A 13,473-nucleotide genomic window follows, 5' to 3' on the forward strand; every position below is an offset into this window, starting at 1 on the left:
GCTGCGTTATATTGCAGCTACATTCACCTTGTACTAATCGTTCATCCTCTGATTTTTTTGCCGTTCCGGCAGAGGAAATGCCTCCTTCCGGAATAACCTTGGCGGAATTCTCATCACCATGCGCATTCTCTACATTTTTCCTCATCCCGACGACGAGTCGTTTGGCCCGGCGGCTTCCATGTATCTACAACTAAAAGCCGGACACGAAGTTTTTCTCTACACTCTGACGAAAGGCGGCGCGACCAAAGTGCGTCACGAATTGGGACTGAGCATCGAAGCGATGGGGGAGGTGCGTTATCAGGAAATGGTGGCAGTGGAGAACGTGCTGGGCCTGACGGGCATGCGGGTCGACGATTTTCCCGATGGTCAGCTGGCCTACATGGACCCGCGGGTGCTGGAACAAGCCATTCAGGCGCACATCGAGGCCTTGCAGCCGCAGGTGGTGGTGACCTATCCGGTGTACGGCATCAGCGGATTTCACGACCATCTGGTGGCCCATGCGGTTATCAAGCGCGTGTACCTGGAACTGCGCGACCGGCAGGTGCCGTACCTCAAGCGGTTGGCGTTCCTGGCCCTGCCCGACAACGGCGAAAGTCCTTTCATGGGCAATAATTTCCGCATCAAGCAATCGCCTCCGGGTCACATCGACTGTTCGATGCCGCTTTCCGACGAAGCCAGAAACGCGATGCGCGAAGCCCTCAACTGTTACAAGACGTATCAGAAAACCATCGCCGAGTCGCAGGTAGTCGAAAAGGTAGGCGACACCAACCACTTCGAATTTTTCGGAGAATCGTTTGATCCGCCCGTGACGTGCATGACGCACGGCCTGACGGACCCTGCCTGATGCAACCCGCGCAACTTCGTGCTGTGCTCGGCGACATCGAACCGTTCTGGCTTCAAGTGCTTTTGCAGGAACAGGTCCGTCCGGGCTTGCGTGTGCTGGACGCCGGGTGTGGCATGGGGCGCAACCTGTGGTACCCGCTGCGCATCGGCGTGCTCATGTACGGCATCGATACGTCGGCCGAAGACATTGCCTTTGTCCAGCGGCAGGCAGGTGCTTTGGGTACGCCGACGGACCATTTTAGTGTCGCGTCTGTTGCCGCACTGCCCTTTCCCGATCGGTTTTTCGACGCGGTGCTGTGTTGTGATGTGCTCCATTTTGCTGAGGACGAAGCTCATTTTTGTCGTATGGTGGGCGAACTCCACCGCGTGTTGAGGCCGGAGGGGATCGCCTACACCCGTTTGTTCACACATGTAGGATTGGCCACTTCCGCTCCGCAACACGCTCCTTTTCAGGCCGATGAGGCACTTCTCCACGAGCTGACTCAGCAACAGCGACTCACGTTGCTGGCCCCGGTGCATACCTTACTGTCGCCGGGTGTACGCAGCCAGACGTACTGGCACTGGCGGAAATAGTCCCGGCCCTGAATCGAAATTCGCCCAAAAATCACAGATGCGTAAGAATGCCCGGCGATCAGGCATTTGCAGACACGATTTTATCCACCTGGGCCTCACGCTAATCCGTACCATCCGGCTTATTTCGATAAAATGGCGATTTGTTTATAGGAAGAAGGCGTCCTATGAAGAAATGTATTTGGAAGCCAGCGGTGCCTTCGCTCGGTGACTTCTGTGCAGGAAGGGTGTACTCCCCTCACTTTGATTTCCCCGCCCCGGAAACCTTACTTTCTTAAAAATCACTGCGTTACGCGAACTCCCTTTAATTGATTTATTTCAAGGTAAATCATGAGAAAATCGCCCATGCCCCCAAACGCAAGCGCTGCTGGCAGGTGCATGGAACATTGACTACACAAGCGCGATGCGAAAAGCGACGTTCGGGCTAAGCGTATGGCTATTGCTAGGATGCGGCGGGTGGTTGCAGGCGCAACATCTGTCGGAGCGGAAGCGTATGCGCGAAGCCGAAAAAAGCTGGCAACTGGAACGGTACGCCGACGCTGATGTGCAGTACACGCTTCTGAAGGGCATGCACCCCGACGATGTGGCGTTGCGCTTCCGGGTGGCCGAGTGCAAGCGTCGTCAGGGGCTGTATGCCGAAGCCGAACGGGCGTATCAGGAAGTGCTGACGCTCGACAGTCTGCCCGAAGCGCATTTCTACCTCGGGTTGATGTACAAAATCAACGGACGGCTGGAGCTGGCCTGGCAGACGTTTAACGAGGTCTGGCACCGGCAGGACTTGCCTCAGACCCTGGCCTGGCGGCTGGAACGCGAAATGGCGGGTTGCCGGCTGGTTATGTGGCAGGATTTGGTGCCTCAGCCGCATTTTGACTTCCGGCGGTTGCCTGCCCCGTTGAGCGGTCCCCGGCATCAGTATGCCCCGGCAGTGAAAGCCGATACGCTTGTGGCACCCTGGGTAGACCTGGCGCACAGCACCCTGGCCGATACTTCACGGCGGGGCCTTTCGCGCTTTACGCTCCTGACGCCCGCTGCGTTTCTGGGAATCAAACGCCAGCACGTACCTGCCTCCCACGGAAATTGGCGTGAGGGCGGCGGCGTTTTTCATCCTACACGTCCCGAATACTACTTTACCCGGTGTGAGGCCAACGCCCCTGCCTGCCGGATCTACGTCACGACCTGGAAAAAGGGACGGTGGAGCCGGCCGCGACCGTTGCCGGGGGTAATCAACCGGACGGGCTATCGCACGCGCCATCCGGCCTTTTCGCCCGGGGGCGATACGTTGTTCTTTGCTTCTGACCGGCCGGGCGGTCGGGGAGGCGACGACCTGTGGTTCAGCCTTCATAAAGGCGCACACGGATGGGCCGCTCCCCAGAATATGGGCGACTTCATTAACACGCCCCTCGACGAACTGGCTCCTTTCATCGACCCGAGCGATGGTCGCCTGATTTTCGCTTCGGAGGGGCACGCCGGTATGGGTGGGTTCGACCTGTTTTCGGCGCACAAGTGGTTCCGAAAACAACCCCGGGTCATCAACCTGGGCGCGCCTTTCAACTCGTCGGCCGACGACGTGTTTTACACCGTACAGGCCGACCGAGGCTGGCTGTCGTCAAACCGGGCGGGTACCTTCGACGTCTACACTTTCTATTCGCACAGCGATACGGCCGTCATGTCGACGTTGGCTACCCTCACGTCGGGGTTTCACTTCGAAAAGCTTTCGGTGGAAGAGAAGCGGCATCTGTCTCGCTTGCAAACGCGCCTGCAGGTAGGGCGAGCGTTGCACAACGATGTGCCCCTGCGGAGCGACGAATGGAACGTGCTGCAAAAGCTGGCTACTGTCGAAAAAAGCTCGCTTCGCAAATACCTGAGCGAAGGTTTGGAACCCCAGGCACTGGCAACCCAGGCCGACGAATCCCTGCGGCTGGAAGCCTTGCCATTGGAAGAACAGGAGCGTATTGAGCGCATCGCGCACGCGTACCGGCGGGCCTTGGACGAAGGAGCGCCCCTGGCCCTGAGCCAGGAAGACGAGCAGTACTACCGTCAGCTTCCTGAAGAGGACTGGCTGCGGCTGGAGCGCATCATCGTGCAGCGTACCGCCGAACTGGCGGTTCACGAAATGCCCGAAGACGGAGAGTTGGACTACGCCAAACTGCCGATGGAAGAGCGGGCGCTGGCCGATGTACTTCCGGGCGCGCGTCGGATCGTAAGTCGGAAAATTCCGCTGGAGCCCGATTCGTCCGGTGGCTTTACTTATGCACAGTTGCCGCTGCGGTCAGCTGAGTACCTAGTCGACATGGCCACCGGCCAGACGCGGCATTTGGCCGAGACGGAAATGCGCTCGGAAACCTTCTCCTACGAATTTTTGCCCGAGTTGCACCAGCTCCGTTTGACGCGCCACCGCGCGGACCGGACCGCCCGCCGCATCCACGTAACGGGACGCTTGATGGACGCCGGAACGGGCGAAGCGGCCGCGGGCGTGACCATCGCGCTGGCCGACGAGCGCGGCGAAGTGGTGGGCATGACCCTGACGGGACCGCAGGGCGAGTTTCAATACGAGAGTCCTGAAGAAAACCAACCCCAAAAACTTCTGGTGAACGTGCCGGAACGGCGACCGGCCGAAGGCAAACCCTACTACCTCGATCACCTGACCGTCCACGAGGTGACCGGTACCTTATTGGCTGGAGAGGCTTCAGAACGGGTGGCTACGTTTGAGACCATCTTCTTCGATTACAACAGCGCTGACCTGCGTCAGGAAGCCCTTGGCGTGCTGGACGAGCTGGCCGCTTTCTGCCGTCGTTACCCGGAAGCCCGGATCGATTTGCACGCGCATACCGACGACGTGGGCTCAAAAGAATTTAACCGGCGGTTGAGCTGGCAACGGGGGGAAACCGTACGCGATTACCTCATTACGGAAGGTGTAGCTCCCGAAGCGCTGGTCATCTGGGCGCACGGTCGGCCGCAATCGCTCGCGGGCGAAACGAACGAAATCAGCCGGCAATCGAACCGGCGGGTGGAATTCGAAGTGCGCAACAGTCCGGTGATGTTTGAGTCCCAGACCTTTACCGGAATCCTTCTAAAAGAAACTTCGGTGGAAACGCTGGCGCAGCATTATGGCATGGACCCGGAGGAGTTCCGGCGGCTCAACGGCATCACCGGCGAAAACCTGGAGCGGGGCCAGCCGGTCCGCTTGCGCAAACTCAACGAGACGCTTTCGAACGAATACGTGCTGCCGCGTTAGGCACCACGCGATCGTGCGAAGCAGGAACTGACTGACACGTGAAACACAAGGTACGAAACTGGTTCTGGCTTTTGATGTGGCTTCCGCTGGCGGTGGCTGGTCAGGAGCACCGTCTCAGTTTCCGGCACCTGACCACTACTCAGGGCATTCCGCACGACTACGTTACCAGTGTGTTGCAGGACCGGAAAGGCTACATCTGGATCGGTACGAAAGACGGTCTCTGCCGGTACGACGGCTCCACGGTCGAAGTGTTCCGGCATGACCCGGACGATTCGACCAGCCTCAGCAGCAACTACATCCAGTCACTGTTGGAAGACCGCGACGGAAATCTGTGGATCGGCACCTACGATAGCGGGCTGAATCGGTTCGATCCCCGCACCGGCACAGCCCGCCACTACCGGCACGATCCGGCGCAGCCGGGCAGCCTGGGCGGCAACAACGTCGTCTCGCTTTTCGAAGACCGGGAGGGAACCCTCTGGATCGGTACCTACGGGGGCGGCCTGAGCCAGTTTGTTCCGGAACAGCAGCGCTTCGTTAGCTATGCCAACGGACAGGGCGGGCTGGAAACCAACACGGTCTTTTCTATCTGCCAGGACCGGGAGGGCAGTCTCTGGCTCGGGACGTTCGGCAGCGGGCTCTACCACTTTAACCCGCACGTATCGCCGGCTACTTTCCGACCGTTCCGGCGAGATTCCATGCTGGCGACCAGCGATGTCTTTGTGGTGCACGAAGACCAGGCGGGCAACCTGTGGGCCGGCACCTACGGACAAGGTTTGTTTCGCATCAGCGCCCGCCGCAACACCGTTACCCGTTTTCAGCATCAGTCCCAACAGCCCGGCAGCTTGTCGAACGATTATGTGTTGTCGGTAACGGAAGATCTGTACGGAAATCTATGGCTGGCGACGCGGGGCGGGGGGCTCAACCACCTGAACCGGGAAACCGGTTTGTTCCATGCCTACCAGCACGACCCGACTGACCCGACCAGTCTGCGTGACAACAAGCTTAACCAATTGTACCTCGATCCGTCCGGACTGCTGTGGGTGGCTACAGAAAGCGGGGGCGTCAGCCGTTTTGAAACGCAGAGCACCATCTTTACGGTATTCCCCACGCAGCAACAGGGCTTTCAGGCAGGCTCGGTGGTATCCTGTTACGAAGACGAGCGCGACCAGCTGTGGATTGGCACGTTTGGCGATGGCCTCTACCGCTACCAGCGCAAAACACAACAGTTTCAGTCGTTTCGCTACGACCCGAATCAGACACGCAGCCTGAACGAAGATTACGTGACGGCCCTGGCCGAAGACCGCAACGGCAACCTCTGGGTCGGAACCGCCGACGAAGGACTGGCGCAGCTTCAGGCCGACGGCACGTTTCAGCGCGTTTACCACCAACCGGACGATTCTACCAGTCTGGCGAGCAACGCCATCGAAACGTTGTACCGGGACCGGAGAGGACAATTGTGGGTGGGAACCTACGGTGGGGGGCTGAGCCGCCTGCGGGGGCAGGAGCGGGGACGCTATCGTTTTCAGAACTACCAACACCATCCCGACGACGCCGGGAGCCTGCCCGGAAATACGGTCAAGGTGCTCTACGAAGATCGCATGGGTAGGCTCTGGGTGGGTACCCGCGAAGCCGGACTGGCTCGCTATGATGCAGGTCGCGATGCGTTTGTGACCTACAAACATCAACCCGGCGATGTCCACAGCCTGCCGGGCAATACCGTGACCGCCGTCGCCGAAGACGTACGCGGGCGCATCTGGGTCGGCACGCTCGACGGTGGGCTGTGCATGTTTGAAGCCAACCGCAACCGCTTCCGGCGGGTGAACGATGCGCAGTTGCCGGACGAAATTCGCAGCATGGTGGCCGATCAGGCCGGGAATCTATGGCTGACTACGGCAGCGGGCCTCTCGCGCTTCGATCCCGCGACGTCGCAGTTCCGGCATTTTACCACCATCGACGGACTCTACAACCACGAGTTTGTGCAGTGGGCCGCGTCTGCCGGGCAAAATGGGCGTCTTTATTTCGGCGGGAACGACCACCTGCTGATGGCCGAGCCACAAAAGCTGTTTCCGAAAGAGTGGGTGCCCCCGCTCTACCTGCGCAGTTTTTCGCTGCTGGGCGAAAAGCAGCAACTGGCCCAACCGCTGGACGAAACCGCACAGATTGAACTGCGGCACGACGACAACTTCTTCACGCTCGAATTTGCGTTTCTCAACTACCTCGATCCGGAAAACAACCGGTATCAGTACTGGATGGAAGGATTCGACAAAAAATGGGTCGACTCTGAAAATCGTCGGCAGGCACCGTATACCAACCTGGATGCGGGGCAGTACGTCTTTCACGTGCGGGCCACCGACCGGAACGGCGTCTGGAACGAACAGAAAACTTCCATTCGGATTCTGATTCATCCGGCGTGGTGGGAGCGACTCTGGTTCCGCATTGCGCTGGGCCTCGTGCTGGTGGGGAGTGTGCTGCTCTACTACCGGCAGCGCATCCGGGGCATGCAGCGGCAGAAGCTGGCCCTCGAAGCGCTGGTCGAAGAACGAACGGCACAACTGCGGCAGCGCACCGAAGAGATCGAGCGGCAGAAACACAAAATCGAAGAAAAAAACATTCACCTGCTGCAGGCCAAATCGATCATCGAAGATCAAAACATGCGCCTGTTGTCGGTCAACGACGAACTGGAAAGCCGCGTGGCCGAACGTACCCGCGACCTCCAGCGCGTGAACGAAGAACTGCGGCGCAGCGGCCAGCAGTTCGACACGTTTGTGTACCGTGCCTCGCACGACATCCGCGGACCGGTGGCGCGCATTCTGGGGCTCTGCAAAGTAGCCGCCCTGGACGTGGAAGATGCCAAAGCCCTCGACTACATTCGGATGCTGGACGACGCCTGCGAGCTGGCGAACGTAACCCTGAATCGGGTACTGTTCATCTACCAGATGCGCAACCTGCAGGTGGTGCCGGAGACCATCGAACTGCGCCAGACGCTGGAAAGCATCCGCTACTCGCTGGCGTCGGTGCCGGGCTACACGGAGGTGGAATTTGAGTGGTCGGGACTGTCCACCATTCCGGTGTACACCGACGAGAAAATGCTGGAAACGTTGTTTGCCAACTTATTCGAAAATGCCTTGCGCTACCGCCGCCCCGAAGCCCCGGTGTGTCAGGTCAAAATAACGATTACGCTGCAGGAAGGACAGGTCCGGGTCCGGGTGGCCGACAACGGCATGGGCATCAGCGAAGAACAGCGCCCCCGCTTGTTCACGATGTTCTATCGGGGCTCAACGGCCAGCCAGGGAACGGGGCTGGGCCTGTTTTTGGCACGGATGGCCGTCGAAAAGATTGGAGGAACGGTGGAGTTTCTTCCCATCGAAAACTGGACAATGTTCGAAGTCCAGTTTCCGCAGCACCTGGACGTAGAATCTGCCACGGACGATGAAACCGCTTCGGTCCCTTCTTCAAAAGATATCAAGACCTACTGAGCGCGTCCCAAAAGAAATCAGGGGATGTACGACACTTCGACGAGAAACCGCCGGTTGCCCGCCTGCAGTCGCTCAAACGCTTTTTTCGAGATGCGTACGATCACCTTATCATTGTTGCCGGTATCGGGCAGACGACCGATGACGCGCACAAACACGCTGTTGCCGTTCATCTCGTTTTTAATCTGCAGGATGGTGCCGTTCGGCGCCGTCCGGTGCAGGGCCAAGTACTTGGAGGTTTCCGGTACGTTGTCGATCACTTCGGCCAGGCCGGTTTCAACCACTTTGTCATACCCGGTAATGTTCACAGTGCGCGACGTCGGTTCGCCCGTATAGGTAGGGTCCGGCGTTGTTTTCGGCAGAGGACCGGAGACTGTCGCAGTCCCCTCTTCGGTGGTGACGGGCGTCGCGGGCGCTTCGTCCGGTGTCACGATTTCCGGCGTTTCCGCAGTAGCTTCGGTCCCGTTCGAGACGATGAGGCGTTGGCCGACCGATAGTTCGTTGCCCGTCAACTGGTTCCAGGCCTTCAGGTCCTGTACCGATATGCCGTACGCACGCGCGATGGAATACAGCGTCTCCGAGGGTTTTACTTCGTGCTGTCCGGCGGGTAAAGGCTCGTCCGGCAGTTCTTCCGGCTGCGGCATGGAAGAGGGCGGCGGTGTAAGGGCGGCCGTTTCCGGGGGCTCGACGATCAGTTGCTGACCGACCGACAACTCGTTGGACGTCAGGTTATTCCATTTCTTGATCTCTTCTACCGTCACGTTGTACATCCGCGAAATGGCAAACAACGTTTGCGAGGCTTCGACCGTATGCGTTTTGATGTTGGCGGGCAGGGCCTGGCGGTTGACCGGCTCCGGAATGGGCACCCGCAGCACCTGTCCCGGGCTAAGCACCTCGGTCTGGCCGGGGTTGGCATCACGGATGTCGGCAACGTTGGCGTTGTACCGCCGGGCAATGGCGTAGAGCGTTTCTTTAGGTTCGACCCGGTGCAGCACCAGCAGCTTCCCGCCCTTGCGCTCCGTACCGATGGAGTCCTTCGGCGCCACCGAAGCCTGTGCGGGAGGCAGGTAGGCGCAGAGGGCAATCAACAATACAAAAAGGGAGTGACGATAACGGAAAAAGCGCATATTCACGAGCTCGCGTGTTCGGATAAAAGAAGTTTGACGTGTAATCAACTTATGCGACCGATCAACCCGGCAGAGTTGGGCTCGGTCTAATAAGGTTACAAAGTGAGTGGTTTGCGTTGTATAATGCAACGGAAGAAGGGGATTTTTATTTCGTCCGCTTTGCGTATCGGATGGCCTAAAACCAGTAACTTCCTTACGCGAAGGGCCGATTTGTCTCTTCTGCACCACCACCTTTGTTTGCAAACGCTATGAAAAAGATACTGAGTTTTTGCTTGCTTCTCTGCGCCTTGGTTGTTCACGGCGCGGGGGCCGTCAACGTGTTTGTGCTGGAGATCCGAAGCGACATTGACCCGCGCATGAGCCGCTACGTAGAGCTGGCCCTGGCGCAGGCAACCGAGCAAAATGCGGACTACGTCATCATCGACATGGATACCTACGGCGGCGCGCTGAACGACGCCGACGACATCCGTACGCGCATTCTGGAATATCCGAAACCCGTCTGGGTGTTCATCAACAAAGATGCGGCCTCGGCAGGGGCGCTGATTTCCATCGCCTGCGACAGCATTTACATGGCACCCGGCGCCAGCATCGGTGCCGCGACGGTGGTAACGGGCGATGGCGCGGCCGCTCCCGACAAGTACCAGTCGTACATGCGGTCGATGATGCGCACCACCGCCGAGTCGAACGGGCGCGATCCGCGCGTGGCCGAAGCGATGGTCGACGAGCGGATGCACGTCGAAGGCGTGATCGACACGGGACAGGTGCTGACCCTGACGGCCGACGAAGCGCTCAAACTGGGGTACTGTGAAGCCAAGGTCAGCAGCATCGACGAAATTCTGGCCCGCAACGGACTGGCCGACGCCCACGTGGATCGGTACGAACTCAGCGTGGTGGAGCGCATCATTGCCATCTTCCTGAATCCGTTCATCAGCGGCATCCTGATTCTGGTCATCATCGGCGGCATTTACTTCGAGTTGCAATCGCCGGGCATTGGGTTTCCGCTGCTGGCCGCCATTGTCGCCGCCGTACTCTACTTCGTGCCGTATTACCTGAACGGACTGGCCGCCAACTGGGAACTGCTGGCGTTTGTGATCGGCCTGGGGCTGATCGCCGTGGAAGTCTTCGTCATTCCCGGATTCGGGGTGGCGGGCATCGCAGGCATCGTGCTGACGTTCGGGAGTCTGCTGCTCATGATGATCGGCAACGACTACTTCGATTTCGGTCTGGTGCCGGTCGCGGCGCTACAGCGGGCGGGGCTGGCGGTCGTCATCGGCCTGTTCGGTTCGCTTGGGCTTCTGGTGCTGGGGGGCTTTCGGCTGGCGCACAGTCGTGCAATCCAGCGCATCGCGTTGCAGGATACGTTCAAGCGGGCCGAAGGCTATACGTCTAGTTTCTATGACCGTTCGCTGGTCGGAAAAGTCGGCGAGGCGCATACCGTCCTGCGGCCCAGCGGCAAAATCCGGATCGACGGCAACCTGTACGACGCTTACACGCGCGGCGAGTACATCGACCGCGATCAACCCATTGTGGTCATTTCCGACGAAGGCACCAGCCTGCGTGTGCGTATGGCTGCGGCTCCTCCCGCGGAGGCGTAGGGGGGAGGGCATTTTGTGTGGTAAGTTGACAAGGCGTGAAATCGTCCGTAGTTTGGAGCAAACAACTTACCACACCTCCGCATGACCCCATCGTACGTGTTGGCCCTCGATCAGGGCACCACCAGTTCCCGCGCCGTGCTGTTCGATCATCAGGGCCGTCTCTGCCGCATTGCGCAGCAGGAATTCACCCAACATTACCCAAAACCCGGTTGGGTCGAACACGACGCCAACGAAATCTGGACAACCCAGAAGCAGGTGACCGAACAGGTGTTGCGCGACCACGGGGTATCGGCCCGCCAGGTCGTCGCCATCGGCATTACGAACCAGCGCGAAACAACCGTCATCTGGGACCGTACAACGGGCGAGCCCATCGCCAATGCCCTGGTCTGGCAGGATAAACGGACGGCCCCTCTCTGTGAAGAATTGCGCGAACGGGGACTCGAAGATCAGGTGCGGGAAAAAACCGGCCTCGTGATCGATTCATACTTCTCGGCCACCAAAATCAGGTGGATGCTCGACCATATCGACCGGGCGCGCGAACGTGCCGAGCGGGGCGAGCTGCTGTTCGGCACCATGGATACGTGGCTGATGTGGAAGGCGACGGGCGGCCAGCGACACGTTACGGACTACACCAACGCGGGACGCACCATGTTGTTCGATATCCGTGAACTGGCGTGGGACGAAGAACTGCTGCGCGAACTAGACATTCCGGCCGCCATGTTGCCCGACGTGCTGCCGTGTAGCGCCGATTTCGGGACTTGGACCATCGACGGCGTAGACATTCCCATTGCGGGGGTCGCGGGCGATCAGCACGCGGCGCTGTTCGGGCAGGCGTGTTTCGAGCCGGGCACGGCCAAAAATACCTACGGAACGGGCTGTTTCATGCTGATGAACACCGGCGAAGAACTGTGTTACTCGAAAAACGGTCTGATTTCTACGTTGGCTTGGGGACCGGACGGAAAAGTGAACTACGCCCTGGAAGGCAGTATTTTCATTGCCGGGGCGGCGGTGCAATGGCTGCGCGACGGGCTGAAACTGATCCAGTCGGCGAGCGAAACCGAGGCGCTGGCCCGGCAGGCGGGCGAGGCGCAAGAGGTGTATGTCGTGCCGGCGTTCGTAGGGTTGGGCGCACCCTATTGGGACATGTACGCTCGCGGGGCCATTTTTGGCCTGACCCGCGATACAGGAGCCCCTGAGTTGGTGCGCGCCACATTGCAGTCGCTGGCGTACCAGACGCGCGACGTGCTGGAAGCCATGCAGGAAGATTCAGGTCTGACGCTTCAGACCCTGAAAGTGGATGGAGGAGCCGTGGCCAACAATTACCTGATGCAGTTTCAGGCCGATATTCTGGGGGTGGAAGTCGAACGCCCCGAGGTGATTGAGTCGACGGCGTGGGGCGCCGCCTGTCTGGCAGGAATGCACGTGGGCATCTGGTCGCTTGAGACCATCGCCGAAGTACGTCGGGTGGAAAAGCGGTTTGCTCCGCACATGGACGACACGGCGCGGGCCAGTTTGTACGCCGGGTGGCAAAAAGCCGTGAAACGTACGCTCGGCTGGCTCCACGAGTAGCCTTTCTAGCGCAGGTCCACCACAATGCGGCCGCGCGTTTTGCCCTGTAACATCAGGTCGATGTACCCGTTCAGGTGATCGAGCGAGCACAGGTGTGCAATCTGCGAAAGATGGTCGATGCGCCAGGTGGTCGCCAGTTTCTGCCAGATTTGCAGCCGGAGCGGCATGGGGCACTCGGCCGACTCGACGCCCAGCAGGTTGACACCCCGGATGATGAACGGAAAGACCGTTACGGACAGATTCGGAGACCCCACCAGGCCGCAGGTCGCTACGTTTCCGTTGGGGGCACACGCCCGAATGGCCGTACCCAGCGTCGACCCTCCCACACTGTCGATGGCTCCGGCCCACCGGCTGCTCAGCATCGGCTTGCGGAGCGGCTCGTCGACCGCTTCCCGCGAAATAATTTCGGTGGCTCCTAAAGCCTCCAGGTAGGCGTGAAGGTCCTGTTTCCCGGTCGAAGCAATCGGCTGATACCCCGCTTTGGCCAGCAGCGCCACCGCCGAACTGCCCACGCCTCCGGTCGCTCCCGTAACCAGCACGGGCCCCTGGTCCGGATGCTGGCCATTCTGTTCCATCTTGTGCAGGGCCAGTGCCGCGGTGAAACCTGCCGTCCCCAGAATCATACTCTCGTAGAGACTCAGGCCTTGCGGGCGCGGCACCACCCAGTCGGCCGGCACGCGGATGTATTGCCCGAAACCGCCCGGTGTGTTCATGCCCAGGTCGTACGAAGTCACAATCACCTCATCGCCACGTTGGTAGCGTGCGTCGCTGCTCTCTTCCACCACACCGGCCGCGTCGATGCCCGGTGTGTGCGGATAATGACGCGTCACCCCCCGGTTTCCGGTTGCCGAAAGCGCGTCCTTGTAGTTGAGCGACGAATAGTGCACACGCACCAGCACTTCGCCCGGGGGCAGGTCGTCGAGCGTACATGAGGTGATGGAGCGCTCCACCTGATTTTCGGAGATTTCGTGAACGCGCAGGGCTTTGTAGGTAAACGAGGGCATAACGAACAGCTAAAGGTTACGGAAGCGCGCAGTGCAGTGCGGCCGCAGGAAAGCTAG

The 13,473-nt window shown here is 59.6% G+C and carries 8 protein-coding genes; 6 read left to right on the forward strand and 2 right to left on the reverse strand.

Annotation, left to right across the window (positions count from 1 at the left end; genetic code table 11):
• Nucleotides 1-118: 118 nt before the first annotated feature.
• The 4 genes from BLR44_RS01405 (at nucleotide 119) to BLR44_RS01420 (ending at nucleotide 8,124) form a co-directional block, all read left to right on the forward strand.
• On the forward strand, nucleotides 119-844 hold the full coding sequence (locus BLR44_RS01405; protein WP_089678164.1) for a PIG-L deacetylase family protein: 726 nt from the start codon (nucleotides 119-121) through the stop codon (nucleotides 842-844).
• Nucleotides 844-1,416 carry a class I SAM-dependent methyltransferase gene (locus BLR44_RS01410; RefSeq protein WP_089678166.1) on the forward strand — a complete coding sequence of 191 codons (573 nt, stop codon included), beginning with the start codon at nucleotides 844-846 and terminating at the stop codon, nucleotides 1,414-1,416. The genes BLR44_RS01405 and BLR44_RS01410 overlap by 1 nt, the downstream gene beginning before the upstream one ends.
• 400 nt (nucleotides 1,417-1,816) lie before the next feature.
• On the forward strand, nucleotides 1,817-4,648 hold the full coding sequence (locus tag BLR44_RS01415) for an OmpA family protein (protein ID WP_089678168.1): 2,832 nt from the start codon (nucleotides 1,817-1,819) through the stop codon (nucleotides 4,646-4,648).
• Between the two features lie 38 nt (nucleotides 4,649-4,686).
• On the forward strand, nucleotides 4,687-8,124 hold the full coding sequence (locus tag BLR44_RS01420) for a two-component regulator propeller domain-containing protein (protein ID WP_143017052.1): 3,438 nt from the start codon (nucleotides 4,687-4,689) through the stop codon (nucleotides 8,122-8,124).
• A 17-nt stretch (nucleotides 8,125-8,141) separates the two neighbouring features.
• Here BLR44_RS01420 and BLR44_RS01425 read toward each other — a convergent pair whose 3' ends face one another.
• On the reverse strand, nucleotides 8,142-9,248 hold the full coding sequence (locus BLR44_RS01425; protein WP_089678172.1) for a LysM peptidoglycan-binding domain-containing protein: 1,107 nt from the start codon (nucleotides 9,246-9,248) through the stop codon (nucleotides 8,142-8,144).
• A 248-nt stretch (nucleotides 9,249-9,496) separates the two neighbouring features.
• Between BLR44_RS01425 and BLR44_RS01430 the strand changes: the two genes are divergently transcribed.
• Nucleotides 9,497-10,843: an NfeD family protein gene (locus tag BLR44_RS01430; protein ID WP_089678174.1), complete on the forward strand. Its 1,347-nt coding sequence runs from the start codon at nucleotides 9,497-9,499 to the stop codon at nucleotides 10,841-10,843.
• Nucleotides 10,844-10,924: 81 nt separating this feature from the next.
• Nucleotides 10,925-12,412 carry a glycerol kinase GlpK gene (gene glpK, locus BLR44_RS01435; protein WP_089678176.1) on the forward strand — a complete coding sequence of 496 codons (1,488 nt, stop codon included), beginning with the start codon at nucleotides 10,925-10,927 and terminating at the stop codon, nucleotides 12,410-12,412.
• Between the two features lie 5 nt (nucleotides 12,413-12,417).
• Here glpK and BLR44_RS01440 read toward each other — a convergent pair whose 3' ends face one another.
• Entirely contained in the window at nucleotides 12,418-13,416 is a 999-nt protein-coding gene (locus BLR44_RS01440; protein WP_089678178.1) for a YhdH/YhfP family quinone oxidoreductase, read from the reverse strand.
• Between the last annotated feature and the right edge of the window lie 57 nt (nucleotides 13,417-13,473).

This window comes from Catalinimonas alkaloidigena (genome assembly GCF_900100765.1).
In the GTDB taxonomy this organism is placed as follows: domain Bacteria; phylum Bacteroidota; class Bacteroidia; order Cytophagales; family Flexibacteraceae; genus Mooreia; species Mooreia alkaloidigena.